Genomic DNA, 15,592 nt, shown 5'->3' on the forward strand with positions numbered 1-15,592 from the left:
TGCTTGAAATTACTCCGGCGCAGTGCCATCCTTTTGCGATGAAGCGGAGTTGGTGCTGATGAAGATCGCCTGTCTCGGTGGAGGACCAGCCGGCCTTTACTTCGCCATCAGCATGAAGCTGCGCGCGCCGGATTCCGAGATAGTGGTGATCGAGCGCAACAGGCCGGACGATACGTTCGGCTGGGGCGTGGTGCTTTCCGACGAGACGCTGACCAATCTTGCGGCCAACGATCCGGAGAGCGCCGCGGCAATCCGCGCGCATTTCGCTTATTGGGACGACATAGCGGTTCATTTCAAAGGCGCGCGGACGGTTTCCACCGGGCATGGCTTTTGCGGCATAGGGCGCAAGCAGTTGCTGCTGCTTTTGCAGGCCCGCGCCCGCGAGCTCGGCGTGGAACTGCGCTTCGAGACAAATGTCGATCATGTCGCCGGCTATGCCGATGAATTTGATCTGGTGGTCGCCGCCGATGGGCTGAACTCGCGGGCAAGGGCCGAATTCGCCGACGCCTTTGAGCCCGATATCGACGTGCGCGCCTGCAAATTCGTCTGGCTCGGCACGCATCAGAAGTTCGATGACGCCTTCACCTTCATATTCGAGGAGACCGAGCACGGCTGGGTGTGGGCTCACGCCTACCAGTTCGATCATGACACGGCGACGTTCATCGTCGAGTGCAGCACCGAAACCTGGGAGAAATTCGGTTTCGGTGAGATGAGCCAGCAGGAGAGCATCCGCGTCTGCGAGCGCATCTTCGCCAAATATCTTGACGGTCATGAGTTGATGACCAATGCCGGCCACATTCGTGGATCGGCCTGGCTGAATTTCCCGCGTGTCCTGTGCAAACGCTGGTCCTACAAGAACATCGCGCTGCTCGGCGATGCGGCGGCAACGGCGCATTTTTCGATCGGTTCGGGTACCAAGCTGGCGCTGGAGAGCGCGATCGCCTTGGCGGAGCTGGTGCATACGGAAAAGTCGCTGGAAACTGCCTTCACCAGATATGAGGACGAGCGGCGCACCGAGGTGCTGCGCCTGCAGTCAGCGGCGCGCAACTCTCTGGAGTGGTTCGAGGAGGTCGAACGCTATTTCCACCTCGATCCGGTGCAGTTCAACTATTCGCTTCTGACGCGTTCGCAGCGCATCAGCCACGAAAATCTGCGCATGCGCGACAAGGCGTGGCTGGAGAGTGCGGAGACCTGGTTTCAGGAGCGGGCAGGGGCGGCGAAGGGCACGCGCCGCGCGCCGATGTTCGCGCCGTTTAGGCTGCGTGAAATGGAGCTGAAGAACCGCGTCGTCGTCTCGCCGATGGCACAGTACAAGGCGGTGGATGGCACGCCGACCGACTGGCACCTGGTGCACTATGGTGAACGCGCCAAAGGTGGGGCCGGGCTTCTTTATATAGAAATGACCTGCGTTAGCCCGGAAGGGCGGATATCGCCCGGCTGTCCGGGCTTTTATGCGCCTGAGCATGAGGTCGCCTGGAAGCGCATCGTCGACTTCGTTCATCGCGAAACGCAGGCGAAGATCTGCGCTCAGATCGGCCATTCCGGCGCCAAGGGTTCGACCCGTGTCGGCTGGGAAGGCGGTGATAAACCGTTGAAGCAGGGCAACTGGCCGGTTATGTCGGTTTCCGAGATCGCCTGGTCGGCGGAAAACCAGACGCCGCGGGCGATGACCCGCGCCGACATGCTGCGTGTGCGCGACCAGTTCGTCGCGTCGGCCGAGATGGCCAACCGCGCCGGCTTCGACATGCTCGAAATCCACGCCGCTCACGGCTATCTGCTGTCGTCCTTCATCACCCCGCTTACCAATAATCGCACGGACGAATATGGCGGTGCCCTTGAAAACCGCATGCGCTATCCGCTGGAGGTCTACCATGCGGTGCGCGAGGTCTGGCCGCGCGAGAAGCCGATGTCGGTGCGCATTTCGGCAAATGACTGGGTCGGCGAAGAGGGCGTGACCCCGCCGGAAGCGGTCGAGGTCGCGCGGATGCTGCAAGAGGCCGGCGTCGATATCTGCGACGTCTCGGCGGGGCAGACCAGTCAGCTCGCCCGCCCCGTCTATGGCCGTATGTTCCAGACGCCGTTTTCCGACCGCATCCGCAACGAAACCGGCATGGCCACCATGGCCGTCGGCAATATCTACGAGCCGGATCACGTCAATTCGATCCTGCTTGCCGGCCGCGCTGACCTGGTTTGCCTTGCCCGCCCGCATCTGACCGATCCTTACTGGACCCTGCGCGCAGCGGCGCAGCTCGGCGATACGATCGAGGCCTGGCCGGATCCCTATCTACCCGGTCGCGACCAGTTGCGGCGCCTTGCCGAGCGCGCCGCCGAGGCGGCAGCGCTGGAGCGGCCGGTATGAGCGACCTGTCCGGAAAGTGCGCCTTGGTTACCGGTGGCGGCTCGGGCATGGGCGCGGTGATCGCAAGGGCGCTTGCCGATGCCGGCGCCACCGTTGTGATCGCCGGCCGACGCATGGAGGCACTTGCGGAAGTGGCAGCCGGCTCGCGGCACATTGTGGCGATGAATGCCGATATCACCGATGAGACCTCCGTGCGGGCGTTGTTTTCCCGCATTGCCGATGAGGTTGGCGATCTCGATATCGTCGTCGCCAATGCCGGCAGCGCCGAGAGCGCACCCTTCCACCGCACCGGCGTCGATCTGTGGCGGCGAATGCTCGATGTGAACCTGACCAGCGTGTTCCTGACCTTTCAGCACGCGCTCGCCGGCATGAGGAAACGCGGTGAGGGCCGGCTGATTGCGGTTGCCTCGACCGCCGGTCTGAAGGGCTATCCCTATGTTTCCGCCTACAGTGCCGCAAAGCATGGCGTCATCGGCCTAATGCGCTCGCTGGCGCTGGAGCTTGCCGATACCGGTATCACGGTCAACGCCGTCTGCCCCGGCTTCACGCTGACGCCGATGCTGGAACGCTCGATCGAAAACATCATGCAGAAAACCGGCAGGAGCCGCCAGGAGGTCACGGAGGAACTGACGCGCAGCAATCCGCAGCGCCGCTTCGTGCTGCCTGAAGAGGTGGCGGAGAGCGTGCTTTATCTATGCGGGCCCCACTCGGCGTCGGTTACCGGGCAGGCTCTTTCCATTTCCGGAGGCGAAATATGAACATGAGGCAGGTCGGGGAAACGTCGCCCCCGGATATGGTCAGGCAGCGCGTCCGCGTCTGGTTGCGCATGTTGAAGGCGACCAAGCGCATAGAAGCGACGATCCGCGAGAATCTGCGGGTGGATTTCGACACGACCTTGCCGCGCTTCGACGTGCTGGCGGCCCTTTACCGTTTCGAAAACGGACTGAAGATGAGCGAGCTTTCGGCGGCCTTGCGCGTTTCGAACGGTAATGTCACCGGCATCGTGGAGCGCCTCGTCGGCGATGGTCTGCTGCTGCGTGTTCCGGTGGAGGGCGACAAGCGGGCGACGCTGGTGCGCCTGAGCAGGAGAGGCTTGGAGGAGTTCGAGCGCATGGCCGACGCGCATGCGATCTGGGTCAGCGACATACTGGAGGATCTGCCGTCGGAGGACTGCGAACGCATGATCGCCATTCTGGGCTCGGTCGGGAAGTCTCCGAAGCTCACAGCGAGGATCGACGGCAATGACTGACATGGCCGGTTATGTAGCGAAGCATTTCCGCTGGAGCGCGCAGGACGGCATCGCGGTCATTTCGCTCGACCGCCCCGAGCGCAAGAACCCGCTGACCTTCGACAGCTATGCGGAATTGCGCGATGTGTTCCGCGCTCTGGTCTATGCGGACGACATCAAGGCTGTCGTGTTCGGCTCCAACGGCGGCAATTTCTGCTCGGGCGGCGATGTCCACGACATCATAGGCCCGCTGCTCGATCTCGACATGAAGGGCCTGCTGAATTTCACCCGCATGACCGGCGACCTCGTCAAGGCAATGGTCAATTGCGGCAAACCGGTCATCGCCGCCGTCGATGGTGTATGCGTCGGCGCCGGTGCAATCATTGCCATGGCTTCGGACATACGCTTGGCGACGCCGGAAGCCAAAACGGCCTTCCTGTTCACCCGCGTCGGCCTTGCCGGTTGCGATATGGGCGCCTGTGCGATCCTGCCGCGCATCATCGGTCAGGGTCGCGCCTCCGAACTGCTCTACACCGGCCGCACCATGAGCGCCGAGGAAGGCGAACGCTGGGGCTTTTTCAACCGCATCGTCGATGCCGGCTCGCTCGATGCCGAAGCATTGGCACTGGCGAAACGGTTGGCCGAGGGGCCGACCTTCGGCCACATGATGACCAAGACCATGCTCAATCAGGAGTGGTCGATGTCGATCGAGCAGGCGATCGAGGCCGAAGCGCAGGCGCAGGCGATCTGCATGCAGACAGCAGACTTCAAACGCGCCTATGATGCCTTCGTGGCACGCCAGAAACCGGTTTTCAAAGGCGACTGAGGTGGCCGACCGCAGTTTTCTCGACTGGCCTTTTTTCGAGCCGCGCCATCGCGAGTTGGCCGAGGTGCTTGAGGGCTGGGCGGCGGTCAGCCTGAGCGGGATCGATCACGCGGACGTCGACGAGGCCTGCCGCGAGCTGGTCACGAGGCTGGGCGAGGGCGGTTGGCTTGAATATTCCGCTGTCGATCCCGACCATCCGGGCAACGGCCTCGATGTGCGCAGTCTCTGCATCATCCGTGAAACGCTTGCCCGTCACGACGGGCTGGCCGACTTCGCCTTTGCCATGCAGGGGCTCGGAACTGGCGCGATCTCGCTGTTCGGCACGCCGACGCAGAAGCGCGACTGGCTGACCAAGACGCGCGCCGGCACCGCGCTTTCGGCTTTCGCGCTTAGCGAACCGAAATCCGGTTCCGATGTCGCCAATCTCGAGCTTTCGGCGCGCGCAGAAGGCGACAGCTACATACTCGACGGCGAGAAGACCTGGATATCGAATGGCGGCATCGCCGATGTCTATACCGTCTTCGCCCGCACTGGCGAAGGGCCGGGCGCGAAGGGCATTTCGGCCTTTGTCGTGCCTGCCGCCACGCCGGGACTCGAGATTGCCGAGCGGCTGGAGGTGATCGCGCCGCATCCACTGGCGCGGCTGGTGTTTAGAAACTGCCGCGTGCCGAAAACCGCAATGATCGGCGAGCCGGGCGAGGGCTTTCGCATCGCCATGTCGGTGCTCGACGTGTTCCGCTCCACAGTTGCCGCCGCCGCACTCGGCTTTGCCCGGCGCGCGCTGGACGAGACGGTTGCGCGCGCCACCTCGCGCGAGCTGTTCGGCGCGCCGATGGCCGAGCTGCAGATGGTGCAGGGCCATATCGCCGACATGGCGCTCGATATCGACGCCGCAGCGCTGCTCATCTACCGCGCCGCCTGGCTCAAGGATTCCGGGGCTACCCGCGTCAGCCGCGAAGCGGCGATGGCCAAGCTCTACGCCACCGACCGCGCGCAGAGCGTGATCGACAAGGCGGTGCAGATCCATGGAGGCGACGGCGTTCGCAAGGGCGGCGTCACCGAGCGTCTCTATCGTGAAATCCGTGCGTTGAGAATCTACGAGGGCGCCTCGGACGTCCAGAAGGTCATAATCGCCCGCCAGACACTTGCGAGAGGCTGAAATGCTTGGACCATCGGCGCATATCGACACCTTCACCAGGGACAACCTGCCGCCGATGGAGGAATGGCCGGATTTCCTGCTCGAAGGGTTCGACTATCCGCACATCCTGAATGCCGGTTACGAGCTTTCCGATGCGTTGGTCGCCAAGGGCTTCGGCGATAATACCGCGCTTATCGGCAATGGCCGTCGGCGCACCTATAAGGAACTTGCCGACTGGTCGAACCGCATCGCTCACGCCCTGGTGGAGAACTACGGCGTCAAGCCGGGCAACCGGGTCCTGATCCGCTCTCCCAACAACCCGGCCATGGTCGCGTGCTGGCTTGCCGCCACCAAGGTCGGGGCGGTCGTCGTCAACACCATGCCGATGTTGAGGGCAGGTGAGCTTGCCAAGATCGTCGACAAGGCCGAGATCAGCTTTGCGCTTTGCGATACACGCATCAAGGACGAGCTGATCGCCTGCGCCAAGGAGAGCCGCTTCCTGAAGCAGGTCGTCGGCTTCGACGGCACCGCCAATCACGATGCCGAGCTCGATCGGGTCGCACTCGACAAGCCGGTGAGGTTCGATGCGGTGCCGACAGGCCGCGATGATGTGGCGCTGCTCGCCTTCACCTCCGGCACGACAGGCGAGCCCAAAGCCACGATGCACTTCCATCGCGATCTGCTGATCATCGCCGATGCCTATGCCCAGGAGGTGCTTTCGGTAACGCCGGACGACATCTTCGTCGGCTCGCCGCCGCTGGCCTTCACCTTCGGCCTGGGCGGTCTGGCGATTTTCCCGCTGCGCTTCGGGGCCGCCGCAACGCTGCTGGAACAGGCAACACCGCCGAAGATGATCGAGATCATCGAAACCTACAAGGCCACCATCAGCTTCACCGCACCGACCGCGTACCGCGTCATGCTGGCTGCCATGGACGAGGGGGCGGACCTCAGTTCCCTTCGTGCTGCGGTGTCGGCCGGCGAAACCTTGCCGGCTCCGGTCTATGACGCCTGGATGCAGAAGACCGGCAAGCCGATGCTCGATGGCATCGGCTCGACGGAGATGCTGCACATCTTCATTTCCAACCGCTTCGGCGACTCCGCGCCGGGCTCGACCGGCAAGCCGGTCCGAGGCTACGAAGCCAAGGTCGTGGACGACGATATGAATGAGAAGCCGCGCGGCGAGATCGGAAAACTTGCGGTGCGCGGTCCGACCGGTTGCCGCTACCTCGCCGACCGGCGGCAAAGAACCTATGTGCGCGACGGCTGGAATCTGACCGGAGATTCATTCTCGCAGGATGAGGCCGGCTACTTCCATTTCGCCGCGCGTTCCGACGACATGATCGTTTCCTCCGGCTACAATATTGCCGGCCCCGAGGTGGAGGCGGTCTTGCTCGCACACGAATTCGTGGCCGAATGCGCGGTAATCGGTGTGCCCGATGACGCACGCGGGGAGATCGTGCAGGCGCATGTGGTACTGATGGAGGGTACCGCCGCCGATGCTTTGACGATCAAGACGCTTCAGGAACATGTGAAGCAGACGATCGCCCCCTACAAATATCCGCGCTCGATAAAATTCCTGGACGCTTTGCCGAAAACTGCGACGGGAAAGATTCAGCGCTTCATACTCAAGAAAAACGCAACAAAATAACCGGGAAATGGTTGTATGCGTCGCTTCGTCGGCGGGCCTCAAAATTCCGGGCCTTGTTCGATGCGATGCAGTTCTGTAGGAGCAGAATAGGGCTGGGAGCATATTCAATTCAATCAGGCTGGCGCCTGGGAACGCAACCGGCCATACTTGGAGGAAGGCGCGGGGATCGCGCTGAGCTGGACTACAATCAAGTATCACACAGGGAGTGAGAAGCTATGAAATGCACCACTAGAAGGCTGTTGGCTTCGGCCATGCTCGGCAGCGCCCTGCTGGCCGGGGCGGCCCCCGCCAGCGCCGACGTCAAGGTCGGCTTCCTCGGCGGCTTCACCGGTCCGATCGAAAGCCTTGTCCCGCCGATTTTCAAGGCCGCTGAACTCGCCGTCAAGCATGTGAATGACCAGGGTGGCATCCTCGACGGCCAGAAGATCAACTTCATTTCAGCCGACTCGACCTGCGCCGATGCGACGGCTGCCTCGAACGCCGCCGACCGCATGGTCAACTCCGAGAAGGTGACTGCGCTGGTTGGCCCGCTCTGCTCGGGCGAGACGATCGCGGCCGCCAACAATGCCGCCATTCCCGGCGGCGTGCTGCTGATTTCGCCGGCGGCGACCTCACCGGCGTTGACCGCACTCAACGACAAGGATCTGGTGTTTCGTACCACTTCGTCGGATGCCTATAGCGGCGAGATTCTCGCCAAGCTCCTGAAGGAAGACGGCAACGAGAACATCGCCATCACCTATGTCAACAACGACTATGGCAAAGGCTTTGCCGACGCGTTGGAGGCATCGTTCAAGGAGCTGGGCGGCACGGTTTCGGCCAAGGAAGCGCATGAGGACAACAAGGCCGACTACCGCGCCGAGATCGGCTCGCTGTCCGCGTCGGGCGCCGAACTCCTGGTCGTGCTTGCCTATGTCGACGGCTCCGGCTCGACCATCATCCGTCAGGCGCTGGAAGGCGGCGACTTCAGCAAGTTCGCTGGCGGCGACGGCATGGTCGGCGACGCGATCGTGACGAATATCGGCGAAGGCAAGCTGGACGGCATGATCGGTGTGCGCATCGGCAACACCACCAGTCCCGGCACCGAGGTCTACAATAACCTCGCCAAGGAGGCCGGCCTCGATCCGACGTCGAGCTTCGGCGCTCAGTCCTACGACGCCGCTTTCCTGATCGCGCTCGCCATCCAAAAGGTTGGCAAGGACACCCGGGAAGGGCTCAGCGCGGCTGTGCGCGAAGTGTCGTCCGAGCCTGGTGAAGTGATCCTCCCCGGCGAGTGGGAAAAGGCCAAGAAGTTGCTCGCCGAAGGCAAGGACATCAACTACGAAGGCGCCTCCGGAAGCCACGAGTTCGACAAGAACGGCGACGTGCCCGGCAACGTCATCAAGATGGTCGTTTCAGGCAAGGGCTTCAAGGAAGCCACTCAGTAAGGCTCGCATCCAAGAGAGGGGTCCGGCAACGTCCGGACCTCTTTCCAGGCAGACGTGCAAGGCGCCCGATATGGGGATACCGGGAAAACTGCCCGCGGCACGTCCAAGAACCAAGAAATCAACGGGGGTGGCGTGAGCACGCTCATCGAGGTCAGAAATGTCAGCAAGCGCTTTGGTCATGTGCTTGCGGTGGATAACTGTTCCCTGAAAGTGGAAGAGGGAACAATCACCGGCCTGATCGGCCCTAACGGGGCGGGCAAGACCACGATGTTCAACATGGTGGCGGGCGCATTCGCGCCGACCTCCGGTACGATCTGGCTGAATAGCAAGAACGTGACCGGACTGCCGGCGCATGAACTGTTCCAGCGCGGCCTGTCGCGCACGTTCCAGATCGCGCAGGAATTCTCCAATCTGACGGCGCTCGAAAACCTGATGGTGGTGACGGGACGAAAGTCCGAGGAATCGCTTTTCGATGCCTGCTTCCGGCGTGGCAGGGTGGTTCGTGACGAACTTGCCGGACGGCGCAAGGCCGAAGAAATCCTGAAGGTGCTGCGGCTTACCCACGTTCGCAACGAGCGGGCCGGCAATCTTTCGGGCGGCCAGAAGAAGCTGCTCGAACTTGGCCGCGTGATGATGGCCGACCCCAACGTCGTACTGCTCGACGAAGTGGCGGCTGGCGTCAACCGCACCCTGCTCAACGATCTCGCCTCGGTGGTTGAGACGCTCAATCGTGAAAAGGGACTGACCTTCTTCGTCATCGAGCACGACATGGACCTTATCGCGCGGCTTTGCGATCCGGTCATCGTCATGGCGGCGGGAGCGGTGATGGTTCAGGGACCAATGGCCGAGATACGCAAGAATCCCGAAGTTATCGAGGCTTATTTCGGCGGTGCGCCTGTGGAGCGCGCATCATGAGCATACTGAACATGAGCGACGTTCACGCCGGCTATGGCGGCGCGAACATCTTGAACGGCGTCAATATCGGCATCGAAGCCAACGAGATCGGCGTCATCGTCGGCCCGAACGGTGCGGGCAAATCCACCACGCTGAAGGCGCTGTTCGGCCTGCTGACCGTTTCGCAAGGCAGCGTCTCCTTCGACGGCAAGGATGTGACCAACGCCAAGCCGGAAGCGCTTGTACGCGCCGGGCTGTCTTTCGTGCCGCAGGAGTTCAACGTTTTTCCGACGATGAGCGTTCGTGAGAACCTTGAAATGGGCGCCTATGTGCGGCGCGACGATTTCCGCCATCTGATCGAGAAGATCTTCGAATATTTTCCGCCGCTGCGCGACAAGCACAAGCAGCCGGCGGGCGAGCTTTCCGGCGGCCAGCGGCAGATGGTGGCGATCGGACGCGCGCTGATGATGGAGCCGAAGCTGCTTCTGCTGGACGAGCCGACGGCAGGGCTCTCGCCGCGCTACATGGGCGAGATTTTCGAGCGGGTCATCGCCATCAACAAGGCAGGAGTCGGCATATTGATGGTCGAGCAGAACGCGCGCCAGGCGCTCGCGATTGCGCACAAGGGGTTCGTGCTCGCCAGCGGCCGCAACTCCTTCACCGATACTGGGCAGGCGTTGCTCGACAATCCGGAGGTGGCCGAGAGCTTCCTCGGCGGCGGGGCAAAACACTGATGGAAGAAGTAGGCCTGCTGTCGGCATTGCCGATCAACGAACTCGTTTTCTTCATCAACAAGGTGGTCATTTCGGGTCTTATCATCGGCTCGGTCTACGCGCTCGGGGCGGTGGGAATGACCCTGGTCTGGGGCATCCTACGCTTCGCCAACTTCGCCCATGGCGACCTGATGACACTCGGGGCTTTCGTCGCCTTCGTGCTGACGATGGCGATGCCGTGGCTGGGGGCACCCGTCGGCTTGCCGACCGCATTTGTCGTGCTGCCGATTGCCATGGCGGTCACGGCATTCATCACCATTCTGCTCGACAAGGGCTTCTACGCGCCGCTGCGCAAGACCAATCCCAAGCCGATCACGCTTGTTATCGCTTCATTCGGCGTCGCGCTGATGCTGCAGGGGCTGATCCGCCTGTTCTTCGGAACCGCGCCCCGCCAGATGTATGTGACGGCAAAGGATATCTATCGGATACCCGTCGGGGGCAGGGACATCGTCATCACCGAGCCGCAGGTGCTTTTGATCGTCTTTACTGTCCTGGCCATTGTGGCACTTCACCTGTTCCTCACCCGTTCGCGCACCGGCAAGGCGATGCGCGCAATGTCGGACAATGCCGACCTCGCGCGTATTTCGGGCATAGGCACCGCGCATGTCGTACGCACGACCTGGATCATCGCCGGTAGCCTCGCGGCGGCGGGCGGAACGCTCCTGTCCATGGATGTGAGCCTCAAGCCGGATTTGAGCTTCAATCTGCTTTTTCCCATCGTGGCCGCCATCATCGTCGGCGGTATCGGTCAGCCTTATGGCGCGATCGTCGGCGGTTTGATCGTCGGCTATACCGAGACGATCGCCGTGTTCAACTGGGCGATCCTGCTCCGGCCGCTGAAGCCGCTGGTGGCTGACTGGATGGAGTTGCCCACGAACATCACCTTCGTGCCTACCGAGTACAAGATCGTGGTGCCGTTCGTCATTCTGGTCGTCGTTCTGATCTGGCGCCCGCACGGAATCTTCAAAGGAAAGGTGCTGTGATGCGGGCGGTCGAACTGCGCACGGTTTCCCTGCTTGCCGGCCTGGCCGTCATCGTCGGGCTGATCTTCCTGTGGCAGGGCAACGCCTATGGGCTGCGGATGCTGACCGAGGCGAGCTGCCTGGCGATTGTGGCGCTTGGGCTGAATGTGCAGTGGGGTTACGCCGGCCTGTTCAATGCGGGCATCATGGGGTTCATTGCCATCGCTGCCTTCGGCTCGATGCTGGTCTCGTTTCCGGTCAATCCGGTATTCTGGCAATCCGAAGCGCCGGGCATGCTCATGCGCATGGCGCTGATCATCCTGATCGGAGGGGCGGTCACGGTGCTCCTGAGCCGCAGCCATCGCTATGGCGTGCCGAAGAAGCTCCGTACCGTTCTGACGGTCGCGGCTGCGCTCGTCACCTATCTCATGGCGCAAGAGGCATTGACCCCGGCAGCGGAATTGATCGAACAGAATTCCGGATTCATTGGCGGCTTCGGCATGCCGGTCTGGTTGGGCTGGCTGGTCGGGGGTCTTTTCGCGGCAATCCTCGCCTGGTTCATCGGCCGTATCACGCTTGGCCTGCGTTCCGACTATCTGGCGATCGCGACGCTCGGCATTGCCGAAATCGTGAAGGCTTTCCTGAAGAATGCCGACTGGCTGACCAGGGGAACCCTGACCGTCTCGCCACTGCCATGGCCGGTACCGACGCCCAGCGACATCGGCTTCGTCGCGGCGCGCTCGGCCTATCTGTCGGTCACGGCGGTGCTGATCGTCATCATCTATGTGCTTTTGCAGCGTGGCTGGGCCTCCCCGTGGGGCCGCATGATGCGCGCCATTCGCGACAACGAACTCGCCGCCGAAGCCACCGGCAAGAACGTCAATCGGCGGCTTCTGGAAATGTTCGTGATCGGCAATTTCATTGTCGGTATCGGTGGGGCCGCACTGATCACCTTCGGTGGCATTTTCGATCCGTCTGGATTTCTGCCGATCAACCACACCTTCCTTGTTTTGATCATGGTCGTGCTCGGCGGTTCCGGAAACAACCTCGGCTCGATTTTCGGCGCATTGCTCGTCTATGTCATCTGGACCATGTCGGAACCGGCGGCGCTGATCGGGTTCCACTACGGCGCCACATGGATACAGCAGGCTTTCGGCATTGCCCCGCCTGACGATCTCGCGACACGTGCGCTGCAGATGCGTGTGTTCGTGATTGGTCTGACGATCATTCTCGTGCTGCGTTTTGCGCCCAAGGGGCTGCTCCCCGAAGAGGTCATAAAGTACGAGTGATTGCAGGAAGCGCCTGCGAAACAGGATGATCGGGCGCACGGCAGAAAGGACAGTAAACCGATGGCGCGCACGGTCTATGTGAATGGCGACTACGTTGCCGAAGGCGATGCCAAAATCTCCGTTTTCGACCGGGGTTTCCTGTTCGCCGACGGCGTATACGAAGTGACCTCGGTGCTCGGCGGAAAGCTGATCGACTTTGATGGTCATATGCGACGGCTCAAGCGCTCGCTTGGAGAATTGCAGATGGCGATGCCGCTGCCGGAGGACGAACTTCTGGCGATCCATCGCGAACTTGTTTCGCGCAACGCCGTCATCGAAGGCCTTGTCTATCTCCAGATCACACGCGGCGTCGCCGACCGCGACTTCCTTTATCCGAGCGCCACGCCGCAGACTCTGGTCCTGTTCACCCAGTCGAAATCGATCGTCGACAGCCCGTTGGCGAAACGCGGCGCAAGGGTCGTGTCGGTGGAGGATCTCAGATGGGGCAGGCGCGACATCAAGACCGTGCAACTGCTCTATCCGTCGATGGCCAAGATGATCGCGCAGGAAAAGGGCGTCGACGATGCCTGGCTGGTGCAGGACGGCCACGTCACCGAAGGCACGTCCAACAACGCTTATATCGTGACGCGGGACGGCACGATCGTCACGCGCGATCTTTCAAGCGACATATTGGCCGGCATCACCCGCGCGGCAGTGCTCGAATGCGCGCGCACCCTTCAGATGAAGGTCGAGGAGCGGCCGTTCACGATTGCGGAAGCGCTGGAGGCGCGCGAGGCGTTCACGACCTCGGCGACAGGTTTCGTTTGCCCGGTGGTGGAAATTGACGGTGTGTCGCTGGGGGAAGGTCAGCCGGGACCGGTGGCGAACGGGCTTCGCCAGATCTATGTCGAGACAAGCCTGAAGGCCGCAATCTAGCTTTAACGTGCCGGCCGATCATGGTCGCGCTTACAGAAACTGACTGATGGTCTTTCCGAGTGTCAGCAGTCTGAGCGGATTTATGGGATGACCGTTCTGCCGGACTTCATAGTGAAGGTGCGGCCCGGTCGAACGTCCGCTGCTTCCGACTTTCCCGAGGACCTGGCCGATGCCGACCTTCTGGCCTTCCTTGACCTCTATCTTGCTCAAATGAGCGTAGCGCGTGGTGAAACCGCCGCCATGATCAACCTCGATCATCCGGCCATAGCCGCCATGCCACCCGGCCTTTACCACCGTTCCCGCTGCCGTCGCGCGTGCATCGATGCCGGTGGGGGCGCGAAAATCCATTCCCGAGTGTAAGGCAGGCGAGCCGAGAAGCGGGTCCTTGCGCATGCCGAAGGTGCTGGAAATCGAGTGACCGGGCGCCGGATTGGCGAGCGGCAGGCGGCGCGCCGCCTTCTTCATCTTGTCCAGAGTATCGAGCGCTTCGTCGAGTTCCTTGACCTTGGTGTCGAACTTGCTCGGATCGTCGACGGCAATCAGCGGTCCACCCACGCCACCTTGACCGAAATCCTCATCGACCGGCAGGCCGGCGGTTTGCAGGGCGTCTGAAATCGCGTCGGCCGTCTGGTAGGCATTGTCGGCAAGCGCCTCGATGCGTGCCATTTGCTCGCTCTCGATCGTGCGCAGCGACTTGTTTATCGCGACGAAAAGCCTGTCGGCATGGTCGGCCGAGGATTGTGTTGGCTGCGCGGTGTCGCGTGTGGTCCAGAGTGCAAACGGATTTGCCGAGCTTGTGCTCGCTGCGGCATATGCCAGCTCGAGCAGGGGTGTTGCCGTTTCGCCATCGAAGAGGCTCGCACGGATTTCCGGCTTGCCCACCGGCGGCGAAATCGTTTCCGGCAAGGCGGCCGCGGCATTGCCAGTGCCAAGCAGCGGTTCCAGCCGGCCATGGCGCTCGGAAAGCTTGGCCTGGCGTTCGATCAATTCGCTGACCTTGGTTTCCATGATCTGCTGGTCGAGCAACTGGCGGCTGGTGATGCGGTCCACCTGCGCGCGCAGCGCCGAGATGCGGTCCTCGTAGGCCTGCTGCATGCGGGCCTGCCGCGCTGTCGTCGCGCCGATCAGATCGTCGCGCAACACCAGATAGGAAGTGGCGAGCAGATAGCCGATCGCCGCGGCAGCCAGCACCGAGCCCACAAAGGCCGCGGCCCATGGCCGGATGGTAAAATGGCGTATGTCATTGCCGCGAGCGATGATGATCGTGTGCGGTTCTCGGCGTTTGCCGAATACCGTGGCTTCCCCAGATTTTTTCACGGGACCGAACTCACCCCAAGTCAATCACCAATGAGGGCGATTACACACTGTTAGGGTTAACAAAGCTTTGAATCCGGTTGAGCCCGTAGAACAACGAGACGGTAGGGGAGCGAAGATGCGAAAACGAACTGTTCCCTCAGTCCAGGAACAGCCAGAGCAGGATGATGATGGGGATCGGCACGCCCAGCAACCAGAGTAATACACCACGCAGCATGGTCTTCTCCTTGGTGATTTCCTTCGGAGTTGAAATGCCTTAGCGCCCAAAGCGTTCCCGATTGAGGAGAGCGCCTCAAAGGGCGCGCACCGCCTCCAGCACCGCTTGCGCGTGACCGGGCACCTTCACCTTGCGCCAGATTCTGGCGATCTTGCCATCGGCGTCGATCAGGAACGTCGAGCGTTCGACACCCATATATTTGCGCCCGTACATGCTTTTCTCCACCCAGACGCCATAGGCCTCGAGCGTCTTGCGTTCTTCGTCGGCGACCAGATCGACGGCGAGACCATGCTTGGCCTTGAACTTGTCGTGGCTTTTGACGCTGTCCGGCGACATGCCGATGACAATTGCACCTGCCGTCTCGAACTCAGGCTTCAGTGCAGAAAAGTCGATGGATTCAGCGGTGCAGCCGCTGGTATCGTCCTTGGGGTAGAAGTAGAGCACGACCTTCCTGCCGCTGAGATCGGCAAGTGCCATGGAACCCCCGCCATCGCGCGGCAGATTGAAATTTGGCGCGGTTTGCCCCGCTTCGAGTTCAGCCATATAGGTGCCCTTGTTTGTCGTCATGAGGTGAGCTTCGGATATATATTGTTATTCGAGGATTC

At 61.8% G+C, this 15,592-nt stretch carries 14 protein-coding genes; 12 read left to right on the top strand and 2 right to left on the bottom strand.

Features of this window, described 5'->3' with window-relative positions:
- The first annotated feature begins 58 nt into the window (after positions 1-58).
- The 12 genes from ACLKMW_RS02950 (at position 59) to ACLKMW_RS03005 (ending at position 13,456) form a co-directional block, all read left to right on the top strand.
- Positions 59-2,359 (top strand): bifunctional salicylyl-CoA 5-hydroxylase/oxidoreductase, encoded by a 2,301-nt coding sequence (locus ACLKMW_RS02950; RefSeq protein ID WP_415722885.1) that lies wholly within the window; start codon positions 59-61, stop codon positions 2,357-2,359.
- Positions 2,356-3,117, top strand: a complete 762-nt coding sequence (locus tag ACLKMW_RS02955) for an SDR family NAD(P)-dependent oxidoreductase (RefSeq protein WP_415722886.1) — start codon at positions 2,356-2,358, stop codon at positions 3,115-3,117. The genes ACLKMW_RS02950 and ACLKMW_RS02955 overlap by 4 nt, the downstream gene beginning before the upstream one ends.
- Positions 3,114-3,608 (top strand): MarR family winged helix-turn-helix transcriptional regulator, encoded by a 495-nt coding sequence (locus ACLKMW_RS02960; protein ID WP_415722887.1) that lies wholly within the window; start codon positions 3,114-3,116, stop codon positions 3,606-3,608. The genes ACLKMW_RS02955 and ACLKMW_RS02960 overlap by 4 nt, the downstream gene beginning before the upstream one ends.
- Positions 3,601-4,413 carry an enoyl-CoA hydratase family protein gene (locus ACLKMW_RS02965; protein WP_415722888.1) on the top strand — a complete coding sequence of 271 codons (813 nt, stop codon included), beginning with the start codon at positions 3,601-3,603 and terminating at the stop codon, positions 4,411-4,413. The genes ACLKMW_RS02960 and ACLKMW_RS02965 overlap by 8 nt, the downstream gene beginning before the upstream one ends.
- Position 4,414: 1 nt before the next feature.
- Complete coding sequence (locus ACLKMW_RS02970) at positions 4,415-5,572, top strand: acyl-CoA dehydrogenase family protein (RefSeq protein WP_415722889.1); 1,158 nt, start codon at positions 4,415-4,417, stop codon at positions 5,570-5,572.
- Position 5,573: 1 nt separating this feature from the next.
- On the top strand, positions 5,574-7,199 hold the full coding sequence (locus ACLKMW_RS02975; protein ID WP_415722890.1) for an AMP-binding protein: 1,626 nt from the start codon (positions 5,574-5,576) through the stop codon (positions 7,197-7,199).
- A 251-nt stretch (positions 7,200-7,450) separates the two neighbouring features.
- Complete coding sequence (locus tag ACLKMW_RS02980) at positions 7,451-8,623, top strand: ABC transporter substrate-binding protein (protein ID WP_415722891.1); 1,173 nt, start codon at positions 7,451-7,453, stop codon at positions 8,621-8,623.
- 132 nt (positions 8,624-8,755) lie between these two features.
- Complete coding sequence (locus ACLKMW_RS02985; protein WP_415722892.1) at positions 8,756-9,538, top strand: ABC transporter ATP-binding protein; 783 nt, start codon at positions 8,756-8,758, stop codon at positions 9,536-9,538.
- Positions 9,535-10,251, top strand: coding sequence for an ABC transporter ATP-binding protein (locus ACLKMW_RS02990; protein WP_415722893.1), 717 nt, complete (start codon positions 9,535-9,537; stop codon positions 10,249-10,251). Before ACLKMW_RS02985 ends, ACLKMW_RS02990 begins: the two co-directional genes overlap by 4 nt.
- Complete coding sequence (locus ACLKMW_RS02995; protein ID WP_415722894.1) at positions 10,251-11,273, top strand: branched-chain amino acid ABC transporter permease; 1,023 nt, start codon at positions 10,251-10,253, stop codon at positions 11,271-11,273. The genes ACLKMW_RS02990 and ACLKMW_RS02995 overlap by 1 nt, the downstream gene beginning before the upstream one ends.
- Entirely contained in the window at positions 11,273-12,541 is a 1,269-nt protein-coding gene (locus ACLKMW_RS03000) for a branched-chain amino acid ABC transporter permease (protein WP_415722895.1), read from the top strand. Before ACLKMW_RS02995 ends, ACLKMW_RS03000 begins: the two co-directional genes overlap by 1 nt.
- 60 nt (positions 12,542-12,601) lie before the next feature.
- Positions 12,602-13,456 (top strand): D-amino-acid transaminase, encoded by an 855-nt coding sequence (locus tag ACLKMW_RS03005; RefSeq protein ID WP_415722896.1) that lies wholly within the window; start codon positions 12,602-12,604, stop codon positions 13,454-13,456.
- 30 nt (positions 13,457-13,486) lie between these two features.
- Here the strand turns inward: ACLKMW_RS03005 and ACLKMW_RS03010 are convergent, their stop codons facing one another.
- Together ACLKMW_RS03010 and ACLKMW_RS03015 are read right to left on the bottom strand one after the other, a co-directional pair.
- Positions 13,487-14,773, bottom strand: coding sequence for a peptidoglycan DD-metalloendopeptidase family protein (locus ACLKMW_RS03010; RefSeq protein WP_415722897.1), 1,287 nt, complete (start codon positions 14,771-14,773; stop codon positions 13,487-13,489).
- A 289-nt stretch (positions 14,774-15,062) separates the two neighbouring features.
- Positions 15,063-15,530 (bottom strand): peroxiredoxin, encoded by a 468-nt coding sequence (locus ACLKMW_RS03015; RefSeq protein ID WP_415723179.1) that lies wholly within the window; start codon positions 15,528-15,530, stop codon positions 15,063-15,065.
- Positions 15,531-15,592 lie beyond the last annotated feature (62 nt).

The organism is Borborobacter xinjiangensis (genome assembly GCF_047739745.1).
Classification (GTDB): Bacteria; Pseudomonadota; Alphaproteobacteria; order Rhizobiales; family Rhizobiaceae; genus Pseudaminobacter.

What these genes read in the sequence shown, in the direction of transcription:
- ACLKMW_RS02955 (WP_415722886.1), top strand. Translation starts at nt 2,356, where the DNA reads ATGAGCGACCTGTCCGGAAAGTGCGCCTTGGTTACCGGTGGCGGCTCG.
- ACLKMW_RS03005 (WP_415722896.1), top strand. Translation starts at nt 12,602, where the DNA reads ATGGCGCGCACGGTCTATGTGAATGGCGACTACGTTGCCGAAGGCGAT.
- ACLKMW_RS03000 (WP_415722895.1), top strand. Translation starts at nt 11,273, where the DNA reads ATGCGGGCGGTCGAACTGCGCACGGTTTCCCTGCTTGCCGGCCTGGCC.
- ACLKMW_RS02975 (WP_415722890.1), top strand. Translation starts at nt 5,574, where the DNA reads ATGCTTGGACCATCGGCGCATATCGACACCTTCACCAGGGACAACCTG.
- ACLKMW_RS02995 (WP_415722894.1), top strand. Translation starts at nt 10,251, where the DNA reads ATGGAAGAAGTAGGCCTGCTGTCGGCATTGCCGATCAACGAACTCGTT.
- ACLKMW_RS02990 (WP_415722893.1), top strand. Translation starts at nt 9,535, where the DNA reads ATGAGCATACTGAACATGAGCGACGTTCACGCCGGCTATGGCGGCGCG.
- ACLKMW_RS02960 (WP_415722887.1), top strand. Translation starts at nt 3,114, where the DNA reads ATGAACATGAGGCAGGTCGGGGAAACGTCGCCCCCGGATATGGTCAGG.
- ACLKMW_RS02950 (WP_415722885.1), top strand. Translation starts at nt 59, where the DNA reads ATGAAGATCGCCTGTCTCGGTGGAGGACCAGCCGGCCTTTACTTCGCC.
- ACLKMW_RS02965 (WP_415722888.1), top strand. Translation starts at nt 3,601, where the DNA reads ATGACTGACATGGCCGGTTATGTAGCGAAGCATTTCCGCTGGAGCGCG.
- ACLKMW_RS03015 (WP_415723179.1), bottom strand. Translation starts at nt 15,530, where the DNA reads ATGGCTGAACTCGAAGCGGGGCAAACCGCGCCAAATTTCAATCTGCCG.
- ACLKMW_RS02980 (WP_415722891.1), top strand. Translation starts at nt 7,451, where the DNA reads ATGCTCGGCAGCGCCCTGCTGGCCGGGGCGGCCCCCGCCAGCGCCGAC.